Origin of the sequence: Virgibacillus litoralis (assembly GCF_017873675.1) — a bacterium.
Lineage (GTDB): Bacteria > Bacillota > Bacilli > Bacillales > Amphibacillaceae > Lentibacillus > Lentibacillus litoralis.
This window is the reverse complement of record NZ_JAGGKK010000021.1, coordinates 1-16,091: the sequence shown is the minus strand read 5'-3', so window position 1 is coordinate 16,091 and position 16,091 is coordinate 1. Positions and strand designations below refer to the sequence as shown.

The 16,091-nt window shown below is 34.7% G+C and carries 19 protein-coding genes; 11 read left to right on the top strand and 8 right to left on the bottom strand.

What is annotated here, in order from left to right; all coding sequences use genetic code 11:
• Positions 1-444: 444 nt before the first annotated feature.
• Complete coding sequence (locus tag J2Z82_RS16140; protein ID WP_209481854.1) at positions 445-624, bottom strand: YqzE family protein; 180 nt, start codon at positions 622-624, stop codon at positions 445-447.
• Positions 625-689: 65 nt separating this feature from the next.
• The gene (locus J2Z82_RS16135; RefSeq protein WP_209481853.1) at positions 690-1,184 is read right to left on the bottom strand and encodes a shikimate kinase; all 495 of its coding nucleotides are present in this window, start codon (positions 1,182-1,184) and stop codon (positions 690-692) included.
• Between the two features lie 102 nt (positions 1,185-1,286).
• Here J2Z82_RS16135 and comGA point away from each other — a divergent pair, with 102 nt between their 5' ends.
• The 9 genes from comGA to J2Z82_RS16090 all read left to right on the top strand — a co-directional run bounded on the left by comGA (position 1,287) and on the right by J2Z82_RS16090 (position 6,297).
• Complete coding sequence (comGA, locus tag J2Z82_RS16130) at positions 1,287-2,303, top strand: competence type IV pilus ATPase ComGA (RefSeq protein WP_209481852.1); 1,017 nt, start codon at positions 1,287-1,289, stop codon at positions 2,301-2,303.
• Positions 2,260-3,315, top strand: coding sequence for a type II secretion system F family protein (locus tag J2Z82_RS16125; protein WP_209481851.1), 1,056 nt, complete (start codon positions 2,260-2,262; stop codon positions 3,313-3,315). The genes comGA and J2Z82_RS16125 overlap by 44 nt, the downstream gene beginning before the upstream one ends.
• Before the next feature lie 14 nt (positions 3,316-3,329).
• Positions 3,330-3,653, top strand: coding sequence for a competence type IV pilus major pilin ComGC (gene comGC / locus J2Z82_RS16120; RefSeq protein WP_209481850.1), 324 nt, complete (start codon positions 3,330-3,332; stop codon positions 3,651-3,653).
• Positions 3,653-4,084: a competence type IV pilus minor pilin ComGD gene (gene comGD, locus J2Z82_RS16115; protein ID WP_209481849.1), complete on the top strand. Its 432-nt coding sequence runs from the start codon at positions 3,653-3,655 to the stop codon at positions 4,082-4,084. Before comGC ends, comGD begins: the two co-directional genes overlap by 1 nt.
• Positions 4,071-4,412 (top strand): type II secretion system protein, encoded by a 342-nt coding sequence (locus J2Z82_RS16110; RefSeq protein WP_209481848.1) that lies wholly within the window; start codon positions 4,071-4,073, stop codon positions 4,410-4,412. The genes comGD and J2Z82_RS16110 overlap by 14 nt, the downstream gene beginning before the upstream one ends.
• Positions 4,360-4,809, top strand: coding sequence for a ComGF family competence protein (locus J2Z82_RS16105; RefSeq protein WP_209481847.1), 450 nt, complete (start codon positions 4,360-4,362; stop codon positions 4,807-4,809). Before J2Z82_RS16110 ends, J2Z82_RS16105 begins: the two co-directional genes overlap by 53 nt.
• Positions 4,781-5,152, top strand: coding sequence for a type II secretion system protein (locus tag J2Z82_RS16100; protein ID WP_209481846.1), 372 nt, complete (start codon positions 4,781-4,783; stop codon positions 5,150-5,152). Before J2Z82_RS16105 ends, J2Z82_RS16100 begins: the two co-directional genes overlap by 29 nt.
• A gap of 128 nt (positions 5,153-5,280) precedes the next feature.
• Positions 5,281-5,979: a helix-turn-helix transcriptional regulator gene (locus J2Z82_RS16095; protein ID WP_209481845.1), complete on the top strand. Its 699-nt coding sequence runs from the start codon at positions 5,281-5,283 to the stop codon at positions 5,977-5,979.
• A gap of 75 nt (positions 5,980-6,054) precedes the next feature.
• The gene (locus J2Z82_RS16090; protein ID WP_092492571.1) at positions 6,055-6,297 is read left to right on the top strand and encodes a DUF2626 domain-containing protein; all 243 of its coding nucleotides are present in this window, start codon (positions 6,055-6,057) and stop codon (positions 6,295-6,297) included.
• A 421-nt stretch (positions 6,298-6,718) separates the two neighbouring features.
• Here the strand turns inward: J2Z82_RS16090 and J2Z82_RS16085 are convergent, their stop codons facing one another.
• Complete coding sequence (locus tag J2Z82_RS16085; RefSeq protein ID WP_209481844.1) at positions 6,719-7,345, bottom strand: MBL fold metallo-hydrolase; 627 nt, start codon at positions 7,343-7,345, stop codon at positions 6,719-6,721.
• A gap of 172 nt (positions 7,346-7,517) precedes the next feature.
• On the opposite strand from J2Z82_RS16085, the gene J2Z82_RS16080 reads away from it, so the two are divergent.
• Complete coding sequence (locus J2Z82_RS16080; RefSeq protein ID WP_209481843.1) at positions 7,518-7,685, top strand: DUF2759 family protein; 168 nt, start codon at positions 7,518-7,520, stop codon at positions 7,683-7,685.
• Positions 7,686-8,146: 461 nt separating this feature from the next.
• On the opposite strand, the gene J2Z82_RS16075 is transcribed toward J2Z82_RS16080, so the two are convergent.
• The 4 genes from J2Z82_RS16075 to J2Z82_RS16060 all read right to left on the bottom strand — a co-directional run bounded on the left by J2Z82_RS16075 (position 8,147) and on the right by J2Z82_RS16060 (position 12,986).
• Positions 8,147-10,051: an LTA synthase family protein gene (locus J2Z82_RS16075; RefSeq protein ID WP_209481842.1), complete on the bottom strand. Its 1,905-nt coding sequence runs from the start codon at positions 10,049-10,051 to the stop codon at positions 8,147-8,149.
• 222 nt (positions 10,052-10,273) lie between these two features.
• The gene (locus J2Z82_RS16070) at positions 10,274-11,245 is read right to left on the bottom strand and encodes an ROK family glucokinase (protein WP_209481841.1); all 972 of its coding nucleotides are present in this window, start codon (positions 11,243-11,245) and stop codon (positions 10,274-10,276) included.
• The gene (locus J2Z82_RS16065) at positions 11,245-11,457 is read right to left on the bottom strand and encodes a YqgQ family protein (protein WP_209481840.1); all 213 of its coding nucleotides are present in this window, start codon (positions 11,455-11,457) and stop codon (positions 11,245-11,247) included. Before J2Z82_RS16065 ends, J2Z82_RS16070 begins: the two co-directional genes overlap by 1 nt.
• 71 nt (positions 11,458-11,528) lie before the next feature.
• Positions 11,529-12,986, bottom strand: a complete 1,458-nt coding sequence (locus J2Z82_RS16060; RefSeq protein WP_209481839.1) for a spore germination protein — start codon at positions 12,984-12,986, stop codon at positions 11,529-11,531.
• Between the two features lie 135 nt (positions 12,987-13,121).
• On the opposite strand from J2Z82_RS16060, the gene J2Z82_RS16055 reads away from it, so the two are divergent.
• Positions 13,122-13,985, top strand: coding sequence for a hypothetical protein (locus tag J2Z82_RS16055; protein ID WP_209481838.1), 864 nt, complete (start codon positions 13,122-13,124; stop codon positions 13,983-13,985).
• 267 nt (positions 13,986-14,252) lie between these two features.
• On the opposite strand, the gene J2Z82_RS16050 is transcribed toward J2Z82_RS16055, so the two are convergent.
• On the bottom strand, positions 14,253-15,794 hold the full coding sequence (locus J2Z82_RS16050) for a rhomboid family intramembrane serine protease (RefSeq protein WP_209481837.1): 1,542 nt from the start codon (positions 15,792-15,794) through the stop codon (positions 14,253-14,255).
• Positions 15,795-16,091 lie beyond the last annotated feature (297 nt).

Genomic DNA, 16,091 nt, shown 5'->3' with positions numbered 1-16,091 from the left:
TCTCGTCCCGCCGTCCGGAGTCGCTACGGGCGGATGCTTTCCGCGGGCACGACCTCACCCTCCTCGAGAAGACCACTCTGTGGGGTCTTCGGAACGTGCTATTCCCGCAGGAGTCACCGCCCTCCGCTCCCCCGGACTACTGTAGTGCTGTCACAAATTTATTCTATAGCGATTCAGCGGAGGAAATACACGTAGACTCCTGTGGGAGCTGAGGCCTAGATGAGACTACGCAGCGACGTAGGAGCAAGGAGGCTCATCAGCCGCCCACGGAAAGCGAAGTGTATTTCCGAAGCGGCATAACAGTACTCAAATTCATTAAAAAGTAGTTCGCAGTATATATCAATTACGTATTAGATTCAACCATTGATAATGAACGTTCTAATTAACCTAACCTGTTATTATTCGTCATTAAAGTAGAGACTTTTAGTTATGTCCCCGCCTCTTTTATTCAGTCTTTTTTAGCAAAAGTTTAAAAGCAAATGGTAATATACCTAGCCACTTGGATGAATAAACTGGTGGATCTGTTTTATGTCTCGACTTTCTAAGTTTCTTTTCTTCCGCTGGAGTGTCAATATATGCTGTAATCTGTTCTGTCATATACTTTATATATTCATTCCCAGACATAATAACCACCTCATTCCATTTAGGTATTATTATTTTTTACGTCATGTATATATTTTATTCTTTAATTACTTTAATAAGGCTTTAATTTCTTCAGTTATTTCTATAGCTGATTTATTATCAGTATGTACTAGTATGTCTGTGTTTTTTTCATATAACTTTTGGCGACGGATAAATAAATCCTTCTTTTCCTGGACATTTTTACTCCATAATGGCCTGGTCTGGTCATATTCTAATCGTTCAGCTATCTCATCAAATGAAGTTTCTAAATAAACCACGACTCCGTTTTCCTTCATAAATAAAACGTTTTCGTCCCTTTCTACAATACCCCCACCTGTTGATATAATGTGGTTTTGTACAGGTGTATTTTTTAAAACTTCAGACTCGTACATTCGAAAAGTACCTTCCCCATTATTTTGAAAGATCTCAGCTATCGTTTGTTCATACACTTCCTCAACCATATTATCAGTATCAATATGTGGAACATGTAATAAACTACTCAACATTTCCCCTATAGTACTTTTTCCACTACCCATAAATCCAATTAAATATAGTGTTTTCATGATTTTAACCTGCCTTAAAAGTTTAATGAAATAATTTTTTTAAAAAAGAAGGAGTTTTGCAAACTATGTCGAATATAGTCTAACTAAGGAGGTGACATATTATTGAACACAGCTTCAAGACTTTCACAACAGCTTCTTCATTCCGCTATTACTACCAATGCTTCAGACATTCATTTCTACCCCTTCCCGAATCAAGCAGACATCTATTTTCGGATATTCGGAAAAAGAATCCTTCATAAAACGATTCCCATTAGTCAGTACCAATTACTGCTTACTTACTATAAGTTTACATCAGGAATGGATATAGGTGAAGTTCGCAAACCACAAAATGGAACAATTGACCATGATACGATGACAATTCGTTATTCCCTACGATTATCAACGCTTCCTGTTAATCATATGGAAAGCCTTGCAATCCGAATTCTCCCGCAGGAAGACAACCTTACCCTTGATAGGCTATTTCTTTTTCCAAACCAATTAAACAAACTTAAGGAATGGATCGCAAATCGTACGGGAATCATTCTGTTTACAGGTCCAACAGGAAGTGGTAAAACAACAACGTTATATGCCTTGCTTCAAACCATTTTAACAGAAAAATCTTATCAGACCATTACCTTGGAAGATCCGATTGAAAAGGATATAAATGACATCCTGCAGGTCCAAGTAAATGAAAAAGCGGGAATTACCTATCAGACTGGTTTAAAGGCAGCACTCAGACATGATCCTGACATTATAATGGTGGGTGAAATAAGGGACAGCTTTACTGCACAGTTTGCTTTTGATGCTTCCTTAACTGGCCATTTAGTTCTTAGTACGTTACACGCCAATAATGCATTGGGAACGATTCATCGCTTAATGGAGATGGGTCTCAAACGCTCTGATTTAAAGCAATCACTTATTTCGGTTGCAGCATTACAGCTACTACCTGTTCACGTAAATAATACTACTACGAGACGTGGTGCAATAATTGAGCTATTGGATGGAATCTTGCTGGAAAACACGTTGGATGGGATTGATATTAGTTCCAAGGAACAATTTCATACATTTCATCACTTACGAAAGAAGGCTTTTGCTTATGGCTTTATCTCTGAAGAAACTTATTTCTCAACTGGGAAGTAAATCGCCCAAAAAGGAAATGCAATTACGCTTTTTAAAACGAGTGGAACGGTTATTAACAAACGGATACCCACTGATATCTGCTCTCGAAATTATTAATTGGGATAAACAACTTAAACCGATTTCCACCTCCGTTATTACTTCGCTAAAATCCGGGAACTCACTTGATCAAGCATTAGAAAAAGAGAACTTCAACTCATTAATTACATCCTATTTATATTTTGTCCGGTCGAATGGTGATCTTCAAGCAAGCATTGAAAAATGTATCTCTATGTATGAGCACCGTATACTTTATTTAAAAAAATTCCAGGAAACAATACGCTACCCATTGATTTTGCTATTCGTGTTTGCCCTATTGCTCTATTTTGTTAAACAATCGGTCCTTCCTTCATTTATGGACCTATTTAATAACAACACTGGAACAGCTTCAACAGTAATGTTTTCCATTGTTTTGATTGAATTATTGGGAAGGTTACTAACTATCCTGATACTAATTATTGTTCTATCTCTTGTTCTCTGGCAAGTAATAAAACACAAAGTCAGTATCGAGAATCAAATTAAATTTTACCGATTTATACCTATTTATCATCAATATAAAAGAATGCAAACTTCCTTTTTGTTTGCCACACACATTAGTTCTTTACTAAAAACAGGAATGTCTATTAAGCAAATACTCTTTAATTTATCACAACAAAGAAAACAGCCAATCCTTTCATATTTTGCCTTATTGATGACTAAAGAGTTATCAAATGGAGTTTATATTACGAATTTATTGGCGAATTTACCACTGCTTGATAAACAGCTATCAACTATTTTCCAAAAAAATGCTGATGTAAATGCACTTGAAAGAGACTTAACAATATATGCAGAATTACAAACAGAAGAAATACACCGAAAAGTTATGAAAATTATTACCTATATGCAACCCGTTTTTTTTATCATTTTAGCAAGTTTCATCATTTTTATTTACGTCACATTAATGTGGCCGATGTTTCAATTAATTAAAACAATATAAAGGAGTTGGAAATATTGTTCAATAGCCAAAAAGGATTCACTTTAATAGAAATGCTCATTGTCCTTATGATTATTTCCGTATTAATTATTCTGATGGTTCCAAATTTAAGTGACAAGAGCAAAGAAGTATATGATAAAGGATGCAACGCCTTGGTAAGTGTAGTCCAGGCTCAGGTCGATGCGTATTATATAGAAAAAAATAGTTATCCAGTTGACCTAGAGGTTTTAGAAACTTCAGGTTATATTACAGAAGAGCAGAAGAAATGTCCAGATAATACTGACTTGCAAATCACAAATACAGACGGTAAAGCTATAGTCAGTATCTCCGCTGGAATTTAATGCGGTCTAAAAACGGTTTTACTTTAATCGAAGTTTTATTCGTTCTTGCCATTTGGTCCGTAATACTACTTATTAGTGCCCCATTACATTTTTCCATTCTTGAAAAGCAGGAAGAAGATAAATTTATGGATACTCTCGAAATGGATTTACTATATATGCAAAGCAAATCATATGGTTCAAGAAATTACTTTCGTTTAACTATTACTGATAATAAAAGTTATACCATAGCAAAAAATTCCAATAGAGTAAATTTAGTAGAACGAAGAATCCCTAAAGGATGGGAGATCGATTATTTAAACCTGCCAGTAATATCATTTAATTATAGAGGAACTATTATTGATCCTGGAAGTTTTATGATTCAGACAAAAAATAACAACTATAAGGTTACCTGTCCACTTGGAAAAGGGAGGTGCTATATTGTTAAACAATAAAGGATTCTCTCTAATTGAATCCCTTGTGGCCGTAACTCTTCTAATGATAATGATTTCAACTCTAATACCGATTACCAACTTATTAATCTACGAACGAGAAGTACTCCATCAAAAACGACTGTTTGGAAATGAATTACATGCTGAACTTCAGCCATATTTGTGGGATGATCAGGCTAGTATCCCAACTGAATATTCCAAAGAAGTTAATGAAACAAAACTTATATTTACTTTTTCAGCTGAAAATAAACTGCTGAAAGGATGTGTGGAATGGAAGAATGTTAAAAATAAAACTGACCAAATTTGCTTGTATGGATATTCTGCAAAATGAAAAAGGTTTTTCTTTTCTATCAGCTATTTTGACTATTTCTATTTTATTTATACTCATTCCCTTTACTGGATACCTATTAAATGGGGTTAATTATACATCCAATTATGAAGAACTTTCCGTTCAACAGTTCTATTTTTTTCTACGAGACGATGTAATAAAATCAACTGACATTATAGTTGAACCAACCAAAATCATTCTCAATCAGCACGACGGTTCAGTTGTTACAATTGAAAAATATCAGGATTTGATTAGGAGACAAGTCGATTCTGAAGGTCATGAAATATACTTACGGCATGTACAAAACATTTTTTTTAAGTCATCTGAATACGGCTTTCACGCCTCCATCATATCCACAAAAGGTGAGCAATATGAAAAAACAATTATCTTTTACCAGTAATAATGGATTTATTCTCCCTTATGTTCTCTTTGTAATAGCAATTGCGTTAATTACCATTACAGCAAGTATTAATATGTATCAAAATGAAATACAAATAACCAATAACCAAACAGACCAAATGAGAATAGAAACATTATTACAAATGGCACGAACAACGTTTAAAGAAGATATACTACTTGGAAAAGAAATGAATAGTAATCCTGTTTATTACAAGTTCCCTTATGGCAATGTACAACTGGATTATATAGTATTAGATGATGAAAAAGAATATCATTTATTTTTCAATATTACAACTGATTCTGAAGCCACCTTCACAATAACCAACAAACTACTTTTAGAATAATAATTTCAATATGTGTCATAATATCAACTATTAAGTTGTGTACATTTTTTAACAAATAAGCCTTTTCACACATTTCACCATTAATATTCACTATAATGAAAGTAACAAACATAGTGAGGTGATAATCGGTGGAACAAACGCTTAAAGTAACCAGTGTGTTAAGTGACCCAACAAGATTTAATATTTACCAGTATTTAATAAAGCACCATAAGGAAGTGGCTGTTATTGAGATAGCCGAATTATTCGATATCCACCCGAACGTAGCCAGGCTTCATCTATCAAAGCTGGAAGATATAAATATTGTTGAATCCTACTCCCAAAAAACTGGAAAAGGTGGTCGGCCAAGCAGAGTTTATCGACTTTCAGATGAAGTAATCGAGCTAAATTTCCCACATAGGGATTATAAATTACTTTCTACAATTGCAATTGAATCATTTGTTGAACTGGGAGAAGCCGGAAAACATGCATTATATCAAACTGGTTATAAATACGGAAATAAAGTAATGGAGCGATATAACAACGGCCCCTTGTTTGAGGAACTTACAAAAGAACAAAAAATTAACATATTAGAAGATGCTGGCATAATGCTCGGGATGTATCCGGACTTTCAATATAATGCTGATAAAAACAGCGTAACTTTTCAAATTAAAAACTGTCCCTTCAAAGAGGTCGCATCAACTAACCATGCTATGGTTTGTAAATTGCACAACAACTTTTTAAAAGGTATGTTTGAAGCATTGTTTACGAGTGTGGACTTAATTGAAAACGAGAATATGTTCAACGGTTGTGAAAATTGCACGTATGTGGCAAAACTTTCTATTGTTTAATAAAATTTATTTTACATTATCCTAATCGTGGTTTATAATAACAATGATAAGGTTACCTAAAAGGAGGGGGAAAACATGGATCGAATGTTTCGTGTCCTTGCCTTTTGGACAGGTATTTTCACAGTAATGTTTTATGTAGGAGACATGCAGAAAACAGCACTTCTATTCCTAGTTCAAACGGCATTTTTCCTAACAGTAAGTTATCTGAAATTATCAGAACGCATGTATATGTATTTATTCGGAGCTTACTGTACTGTATTTTTTATTGGATTTACATGGTATTCAGAATTCATATTAGTGCCAGGATTCGGGCATTAAACCAAAAACCCTGCTTACATATAATGATGCAGGGTTTTTTATTTTTTTGTGTTTACACTATTGACATGTTGTTAATATACAATTATAGTAATAACAGTAGCTTAACTTTTATCCCTAACCAACAAAAGAGCAGAGCACATCCCCCCTAAAGCCCTTCTTATAAGAAGGGCTTTTTTGTTGTTTAGCAAATTATAAAATTTAAGTATTGTGGATAATTGACTTCCGAATCAGCGACGCCCAGCTCCGACGTATAGGACGTACTAGTGCCGGTGACGCCACAGGATGTGGCGTTCTCGCCGGCCAGCACCTAGCGCCTAGTGGACTTCCCTCCCTGTGTCTACGATAAGAAATAAAGGATGTTTGCCTTAGACCGCCAGTTCCCAACTAACCCCGCGATTATTAGACACTGCTCTTTTAAGTGTTATCTGGTTGAGAAAAATGGATTATACTGTTTTTCATCTCCGATAGTTGTCTCTGGCCCATGACCAGGACTTACGGTATAAGATTCCGGTAATTTATAAAGGTCATTACGTATACTTTGCTCAAGCTGCTTAATATCCCCTCCCGGCAGATCAGTTCTGCCTATACCTCTATTAAATAATACATCTCCACTAATAACATGTTCTTGCTCTTGGAATATAAAACTAACACTACCAGGCGAATGTCCGGGAGTATGTATTATATCGAATGATATTGTTCCTAACTGTAATTTTCCTGGGGTTAAATAACGCTCAGCACTTTTAGTTTTTATCTCACTCCCTATAAATAGTAATGATCCATTTAACTTCGGGCTCTCCAGCCATGCTGCTTCTTCCTCGTGAATATAAACATGGATGTCATAGTAATTCCTTACTTGATCAACGCCACCAATATGATCGAAATGTGCATGAGTTAGTAAAATCGCTTTTGGTGTAAGATTTTTATCATTCAGATACTTTATTATTTTCTCAGGATCGCCACTGGGATCAATTACTATTGCATCATTAACGTTATGCACGATATAGCAATTCGTGCCTAGTGGTCCTAAAGACATGCTTTTAAAGATCATTATCAACCCTCCATTGAATATTTGTTCAAGAATTTCGTTACAATATAACTCGACAAATCCCATTTTATACTATAAAATAAGAATAGGAAACTGCTTGTTACATAATAATAAATTGAAGAACTCATAGTAAATTATCACAATCAAAGAAAGTTCACAAGGAGGATATTTTCATATGATTTTAGCAGTAATACTTTTACTTGTTACACTGTTGTCAGTAGTATCAGTAATCCGTCAATTGAAAATTAAAAATGTATTCGCACTTGGTTTCTCGGCCATTTCAGCACTAACCTTTGGCTTCTTCTCCATTGCGACCATCATTACCGAAGTAGGAAATTTATAACCATAAACAATAAAAACTAACTATTACAGTTAGTTTTTTTATTGTTTAGGAAATTATAAAATTTAAGTGCTGAGGATAACTGGACTTCCGATTCAGCGACGTCCAGCTCCGACGTACAGGACGTACTAGTGCCGGTGACGCCACAGGAAGTGGCGTCACCGGCCAGCGCCTAGCACCTAGTGTACTTCCCTCCCGATGTCTACGATAAGAAATAAAGGATGTTCGACTAAACCACCACATCCTGTGGCAACGTCGAACTACCCCACGTCCTGTGGGGCAGCTTACGCTCTTCGTGTATCCTTTATCAGGGAAAAGGAAGATCGACTAAGACCGCCGCTTTGCGCGGCAACGTCGACCCACCCTCAACGCTGAGCGCAGTCCATACGGCGCTGAACAGGCGCTTGCGCTTTTGTACTTGTAAAAAAGCTGATCCACATAGTGGATCAGCTTTTTCAATTCACTTATTTACTTTTTGAAAAATCCACGAATCTAAATAGATCCCCATAAATAATCTCGTCTGAATATCCTAGTTCTTCTTCTACTTTTTCTTTAATAGGATCACATGCGGACTCTGCTCTACTTTCAGAAGTTTCGTTTTCTTTAGGTTCAATTGGTTCTCCAGTTTTGCGATTATAGCAAATGTCACTTGTCGAAACGTATTTCTGACTTACAAAGTCTCCATTTCGCAATGCTATATAATCTTTGCGGTCTTTACTGAACAAGTCATTACCGAAGTATATATCATTTTTAGTTGATACACCCAACATGTGTAACAATGTTGGTTTAATATCTATTTGACCAGATACTTGAGACATTACTTTACCATCTTCATGCCCTGGTATATGAATAAACATCGGTACTTCTTGTAACTGTACATGATCATATGGTGTGATTTCTTCTTTGCCTAAATATTGACTCATAGCTTTATTATGATTTTCACTAATACCATAGTGATCACCCATAATGACAATAATCGAATCTTTATATATTCCAGCATCTTTTAACTGTTTAAAGAATTTTTCAATTGCTTCATCAGTATATCGGACTGTTGGAAAATAATTATTAAGCGTAGCGGAATTTGAGTCATATTTGTCAATAGAGCTATCTTCTTCACTTAATTCAAATGGAAAGTGATTTGTTAGTGTAATAAACTTTGAATAGAACGGCTTTTCCATCGACTGTAAATACTTAATAGATTGTTCGAAAAATGGTTTATCCTTCAAACCCCACCCAACAGAATTTTCTTCATTGACTTCATAGGCTTCTTCACCATAAAAATGATCGAATCCTAGGCTGTCATACATTTGATCTCTATTCCAAAAGCTTTTGTTATTCGAATGAAATACCGATGATTTATATCCTTCTTCCTTCAAAATCTCTGGCATTGCATTATACTCATTCTGACCGTGCGTAAAGAAAACGGCACCTCTCGATAACGGATAAAGTGAGTTTTCAGTCAAGAATTCAGAATCAGAAGTTTTTCCTTGCAGTGTTTGATGGTAGAAGTTTTCGAAATAATAGGTACTATCATCATTAACTAAACTGTTTAGAAATGGTGTTACTTCTTTACCATTTACTTTTTTATTTATCACAAAGTTTTGGACAGATTCCGCTGAGATAAAAATAACGTTTTTATCTTCTGCAATACCGTGTAAAGGTGATTTACTGTCACTTTGAATATTCTGGTTTACATACTCTTTTATATCAGGTAATTCATTGCCATCTGCAAAGACACGCTGTGTTTTCACCTTTGAATGAACTGCTAAATCGTAAACGTGATAATTAAACAGCCCAATATTTTTCACCAAATATTCACGGTCAAATGCACGGGTGAACAATTGAGGTCTTTCCATCTCAGCTAGGAAAAAGTTCCCTGCAAGCAACATTAATGACATCGCTAATGCAAAAACTCTTCCACTTTTTTGATAGTTGACTGACATAGCATATGGTATTTTTTTACTTAAATACCATATAATTGCTACATCCACAACAAATAAAATATCGTATACTTCAATTAACGTAAATATACTTGAACCTAAATCACCCATATTACTTGCCTGGAATAATTGTGGTACCGTTATAAAGTCCGTAAAAGAACGGTAGAACACAAGATTAAAGTATATAATAAACGTTCCAATTAATGCTGTGTAACGTAAAAATTTCATTTGTCGGGACTGCTTTTTAAACCATACACTTATTGAAAAGAATAAAAAAGCAGAAACAAATGGATTTATAAACAGGATGAATTCCTGCATTGTATTTTCCAAGTCAATACTAAATAAAAATCGATATATAAAATAAGTCTTTAATCCAAATAATAATGTTGCTATTATAAATAACGGCATTTTGACTCGTTTTAAGTTCATTTTAGATCCTCCTACAGTAAAACATTTAACATACTTTCATTAACTATACTTATTCATTTCTTTCAATACCCGTAACTACATTTTTAAAACGTGGCAAAAGGCCTACACTACTATATGACGTTTTTCTGCATCAAAAAGTTTCATAGAATTTATATTTTCTTATATTAACAGTAATTAGTTAACAAATTATTATATTAATAGAAGATCTTTAAAAAGTAAAGGTTAAAATGTGGTCTTCATTATCTTTTGTTTCACTAAAAATGCCGCACCAATTATTCCAGCATCATTTCCAAGCTGAGCAACTTTTAAATCGCATACTTCACTCACTCTGTCCAGAGCATATTCACGGAAGGCACCGTCAATACTATTTATAAACCCTTCCCCAGCTTTTGAAACTCCACCGCCTATAAGAATCTTGGAGGGATTTATAATTGTGGCAAGATTTGCGATTACTAACCCAAGAACATCTGCTGTATGGTCAATAACTTCTTTACTTAAAGCATCACCATTATTTGCTAACTCAAATATATCTTTTGTCGTTAAACTTCCATTCTCTTGATAGAAGGATGCTAAACGACTTGTTGGATTTGTTACAATTATATTTTTAGCTTGTCGAACTATGCCAGTCGCTGATGCAATTGTTTCTAAACACCCTCTTCGACCACAATTGCACCGATAACCATCTTTTTCAACTGTAATGTGACCAATTTCTCCTGCTGTTCCATTTTCACCATTTAAAATAGTACCATTGGCGATTATTCCGCCACCAACCCCTGTTCCAAGGGTGATAGCGATCAGATTTCTAGATTGCTCACCGGCACCTCGCCAATTTTCGCCTAGTACTGCAATGTTTGCATCATTTTGTACATATACAGGCATTTTAGATAGTTTTTTTAACACAGTCGCTATTTCCATGTTCTTCCATCCGATATTAACAGCTTCATACACACTTCCTGTCTCTTCATGTATAAATCCAGGAGCACCTAGTCCAATACCAGCAATTGAATCTCTCTTTAATTGGCCAATTTCAATTTTTTGTCTTAATGAGCTCCATATATCAGTCAGAATTGATGTACCACTGTCGGTAATATTAGTTGGAATTTCCCACTTATCTAGGATATTCCCTGCTTCGCTAATTATGCCAATTTTAATTGTTGTACCACCAACATCTATACCAATAATGTTTTGATCCATTAGGAACTCTCTCCTTTTTCAACTCGTATACGAGATGCTTCTTGTCTAAGGAGTAATGTGGCCTCCTGATATTCGTTTGGTTCAATAAATTGTGACTGATATAATTCTTTAACCTCAGCTTCCATTAATTCAAGATCTGCTAATCGATCACCAATATATATAATTGTTCCAAATCTTTTCAATAATTGTCGTATATCATAAATAGTCTTCATTTAATCACCATTTATAATTATACCAAAATGTGTTGAAATAAGGAACAACAAAAAACCCAAACCGAAAATTATTAACGATCTGGATCCTTTGGGTGTAAAAACGCTGGTCTTCTGTTTTTCAATGGCATTGGTGATCGAAGGAACACGTCACGAAATGCCCGATATGAAAATGGTAATAACGGCCAAAAATATGCAGTTTTAAATGAATTCATTCGTACTAAGTACAGAATCCAGAGTGTGATTCCAACTGCATATCCAATTGCTCCAAATGATGCTGTTACTAATAGTAGAAACATTCGAACCAATCGATTTGCCAAACTCAATTCATAACTTGGTGTCGCATATGTACCTATTGCAGCCACTGCTAAATATAAAACAACCTCACTGGAGAACAAACCAACTTCCACCGCAACTTGTCCCATTAATATTGCCGCAACTAGACCAAGTGCAGTTGCCAAGGATGATGGGGTGTGAATTGCGGCCAGCCTCAGCATATCAATTCCTACTTCAGCTATTAAAAATTGTGCAATCAATGGAATAGCTCCTGGCTCTGATGGACCTATATATTCTAGACCGGTTGGTAAAAACTCTGGACTTGTTGAAAAAAGGTAATAAAGCGGTAATATAAATAGTGATACAAAAACTGCAATAAATCGAATAAATCTTAGATAAGCACCAACCAATGGTTTTTGCCGATAGTCTTCAGCATGCTGTAAATGATGCCAATATGTTGCTGGGGTGATCATTACACTTGGTGATCCATCAATAATGATGAGAATATGCCCCTCATATAAATGAGCTGCAGCTGTATCGGGTCTTTCGGTATACCGGACAGTTGGATATGGATTCCAATGTCGTCCACTTATAAATTCATCAATTGTCTTTTCAGCCATTGGCAAACCATCAGTATCTATCTTCTGTAACACTTTTTTTAGTTTCTGTACGCGATCCTGATCGGCAATATCATCAAGGTAACAGATACAAATATCTGTCATGGATCTTCTGCCGATTTGCAGGTATTCCATACGTAAAGATCGATCACGAACCCTTCTCCTTGTGAGGGCAGTGTTAAAAACAATTGTTTCAACGTAACCATCTCGAGAGCCTCGTACAACTCTTTCTAAGTCTGGTTCAGCAGGTGCCCTTACTGGATAGGTCCTTGCATCAATCATGATTATTTCTTCAATACCTTCAACAATCAAAGCTGCTGGTCCACCAAGAACTAGATCAGCTGCCTTGTTGAGATCTTCAACACGATCTATTTCTATATAAGGTATATAAGTTTTGAATAGTTTTGTTAATGGATCCGGTTCCAGCTGCTCTGGTTCCAGCTGAGCCAATAATTTCATTATATAATGCAGGATTTCATCTTTTGCAAATCCATCAATAAGAAATAAAGCCATCTTTCTACCTGCGTACTCTAAATCCAGATAAATTACATCAAAGCTTTTATCGACAGCTAACCTATCTTTCATATAGTCGACGTTCTTTTGAAACGATGAAAATAACGATTTTTTTTCTCTCTCCATTAATGTGTCACCCTCATTTAGAAATCTATAACTAGTTTGTTACAAGTCATTTATTCTATTCTTGAATTAGCATAAACGGTTGTCCAAACTCATACATTTTATTTTAAGTGGTAATCACAAAGGGTGATAATTAAAATGAATAAGAGGCTTTTAATTTATATAGTAATATTACTTATAATTTTGCCTGTATTTGTCTACATCATGCAGGTAAAGACTGTTCCAACTATTACGTTTTTTCCAATGGACGAAAAGACAAGCTTTGAAATGGCAAATACTCGCCTTGATTTGATATCTGAAAAATCCAATGACTCCTATGAGATAATCTGGGAAAATGATTCAAAAAGTGATAAAGAAATATATTTAAGGCAAGATGCTTCATTAATATTCGATAATGGCATGTTAAGAGGGATCCGAAGTAAATGGATGGAAGATACAGATAGAATTCAAATAAAGGAAAAAATTTACGGAGAGGATAGTAGTTTTTTTCAAGCAATTTCCTATCATCATGGAGAGATTCATTATCCAGACGACCAAATCAAAAGTATACATAGAATGACTTACGATCAATTATACGTTATCGATTCACCAAACACTGTACTGGAATCCTTTAAAACCCCTAATAATAAATATGAAACCGAGTGGGCAACATTACTTGACCATACAACACATCAGCAATTGTTGTATTCGTGGAAGTTGCTAATCCGTCATTTTGATATTGCTAGTGAATCTTACATTTCCGTTCCACTAACAGAGCTTTACAAATATAATGATGAGCCTCTTCCATTACTAACACAAGAACAAACAAATCAGATTATTGGTCAACTATGGGAAGGAATCTATAAAAACTATGTTATAAATGCTAAAAATATTGAAAAAGACAAATTAAAAAGTTACGTGCCTTTAGTTTTATTTGATAAACAGAATAAACATTTAATCGTTTTATATGAAATAAATGGTAATAAGGAAAGACTGATTCAGCAATATCCAAAATTTCAATAAAAAGCTCTCACTGAGTAGTGAAAGCTTTTTTTTAGGCTTTTTTTAAGTTTCGTGATTTTCGCAGTTAGATATAAACTGCGATACTACTCAAACACATGTTGCTCTTTTTATTAGTTTCTTCTTTTCCATTGGCCATTGAGCGATGGAGTCCTGTCTATCTAAGCAGCAGCTGAAGAACCTACCTACAAGAAGCGTTTGTTTCACAGTTATGATGGTACACCACTGCATAAGTGCAACAAACTATTAGAAAATATACTTCTTTTCATTTCATTGATCAATAATCTTTTCATATAACTTTTTAATCTTATCACCGTTCGGATTAATTTTATATGCCTTTTTAATGCGTTCTTGTGCTTTATGTCGTTGTCCCTGATTATAATACAAAACAGCCAAATTAAAATGTACTTCAGCAAACTCGTCATTTATTTGAATTGTACCCTCTAAATCGTCTATAGCCAAATCAACCTTATCCAGCTTTATATAAGCATAGGATCTTTGAAACAATAATTCATCTGCAAGATCATCAGGGTTCCTTAACCCGATTGTAGTAGCCTCTACAATTTCTTCATAATCTTGCATTGCTGCTAACTGTTCTGTTTTCATCAGCTGATAGGATGGGCTATTCAAATTATGTTGAATGCCAAATGTTATTAGTCCAAAGATAATAATCGCATAAAGAACGAGCGCAGTAAGCTGTATAGATATCTTTTTCATCCTAGGCAAATGCAAGATGGCTGAAGCAATAAATCCTGTAATTAATCCTCCCAGATGTGCTCCATTATCAATTTGAGGAACCATGAATCCAAATACAAGGTTTATTCCAATAATAATAAGTAAGTTCTTCCCCATCGTTTGGAAAAATAACTTTCTATGAATTAACCCAAAAAATAGTAAAGCACCGAAAAGCCCAAATAACGCACCAGATGCACCCGCTGAGATGTTAGTTGTAAATGCAAAACTAGCCAAGCCACCACCTATACCTGCTAAAAAGTATATGAAAATAAAACGTATCGAACCATATATTCGTTCAACAGCCATTCCTAAGTAGTAAACAGCAAACATATTCATAAATAAGTGCAGGAATCCAATATGCAGGAACATAGAGGAGACAATTCGCCACCATTCACCATTTTCAATAATAGCAGGATTATATTTTGCTCCATGCGCAATTAGGCTTTCTGTCGATTTACTACTGCCATTTAGTTCGAGTAAAAAAAACATGATAATGTTAACACCCAATAAAAAATAGGTAAAAAATGGTTTACCATGTGAGAATACAGTTTCTGCCTCATTTTCTTTATTCTTCAGAGTATAATTTAATTGAGATTTATAGTAATTAACACGTTCTTCCATATCCTTTTCTAGCACTTCGCTTGAGATACTAAGACTTGAACTATCAATTGCTTCCTGAAGCCGTGAGTGTTCTACTTCTTTTTCTTCCTCCGATAAATAGTAAACCTTCATTTTCATTGGATTCTTTTCATTAAGTTGCATTGGTTTTTTAAGTATATCCCAGTCATCTACCGGTGAATGGGAGGAAATATATACGTTATGTATTTCAATATGTTTGCCCAGAAAAAAACGTTTCATTGCTTTTGCTTTCTGAAAAACAATCCTTATATCCTTTTTCAAATGATTTTTCCAGTCAAATCCTTTATGTATTAGGCGAACTACATATGATGTTTTATTTTCACACTTTTCAAGCCATATTTCCTCGCCATTTTCATTTATATACAGTATTTCGAAGTCATCTTCTGCAACTAGGTTATATGCTAGTTTATAAAATCTATATTGCTCAGATAGGTACATTCGTTTTCCTCCCTGAAACCATCTTACCAAAAATAAATTTATTTTTCTTTTATTGTATATTAAAAGAAGCTGTCATAGAACTTAGCGGTTCAGTTGCGGAGTACAAAAAAGAAATAGTGCTCTTGATTTTGTATGTATTCAACCATTTCCTGGCTAATCAACACCACCATTAAAGGAATATTTTAGAATAGGAAAGAGCACCAAAGGTACTGCACCCTAAAAGTTAGAGTTAAAAATCTAACTTTTAGGGTGTTTTTATATGGCTAAATATAGCAAAGAGTTCAAATTGAATATTGT

Excerpts from the sequence above, each read along its gene's own strand:
- J2Z82_RS16060 (WP_209481839.1), bottom strand. The coding sequence starts at position 12,986 with ATGGAGAGAGAAAAAAAATCGTTATTTTCATCGTTTCAAAAGAACGTC.
- J2Z82_RS16125 (WP_209481851.1), top strand. The coding sequence starts at position 2,260 with ATGGCTTTATCTCTGAAGAAACTTATTTCTCAACTGGGAAGTAAATCG.
- J2Z82_RS16080 (WP_209481843.1), top strand. The coding sequence starts at position 7,518 with ATGATTTTAGCAGTAATACTTTTACTTGTTACACTGTTGTCAGTAGTA.
- J2Z82_RS16090 (WP_092492571.1), top strand. The coding sequence starts at position 6,055 with ATGGATCGAATGTTTCGTGTCCTTGCCTTTTGGACAGGTATTTTCACA.
- J2Z82_RS16100 (WP_209481846.1), top strand. The coding sequence starts at position 4,781 with ATGAAAAAACAATTATCTTTTACCAGTAATAATGGATTTATTCTCCCT.
- J2Z82_RS16140 (WP_209481854.1), bottom strand. The coding sequence starts at position 624 with ATGTCTGGGAATGAATATATAAAGTATATGACAGAACAGATTACAGCA.
- J2Z82_RS16070 (WP_209481841.1), bottom strand. The coding sequence starts at position 11,245 with ATGGATCAAAACATTATTGGTATAGATGTTGGTGGTACAACAATTAAA.
- J2Z82_RS16105 (WP_209481847.1), top strand. The coding sequence starts at position 4,360 with ATGTTAAAAATAAAACTGACCAAATTTGCTTGTATGGATATTCTGCAA.
- comGD (WP_209481849.1), top strand. The coding sequence starts at position 3,653 with ATGCGGTCTAAAAACGGTTTTACTTTAATCGAAGTTTTATTCGTTCTT.
- J2Z82_RS16135 (WP_209481853.1), bottom strand. The coding sequence starts at position 1,184 with ATGAAAACACTATATTTAATTGGATTTATGGGTAGTGGAAAAAGTACT.
- J2Z82_RS16050 (WP_209481837.1), bottom strand. The coding sequence starts at position 15,794 with ATGTACCTATCTGAGCAATATAGATTTTATAAACTAGCATATAACCTA.
- J2Z82_RS16065 (WP_209481840.1), bottom strand. The coding sequence starts at position 11,457 with ATGAAGACTATTTATGATATACGACAATTATTGAAAAGATTTGGAACA.
- J2Z82_RS16055 (WP_209481838.1), top strand. The coding sequence starts at position 13,122 with ATGAATAAGAGGCTTTTAATTTATATAGTAATATTACTTATAATTTTG.
- J2Z82_RS16085 (WP_209481844.1), bottom strand. The coding sequence starts at position 7,345 with ATGATCTTTAAAAGCATGTCTTTAGGACCACTAGGCACGAATTGCTAT.
- J2Z82_RS16075 (WP_209481842.1), bottom strand. The coding sequence starts at position 10,051 with ATGAACTTAAAACGAGTCAAAATGCCGTTATTTATAATAGCAACATTA.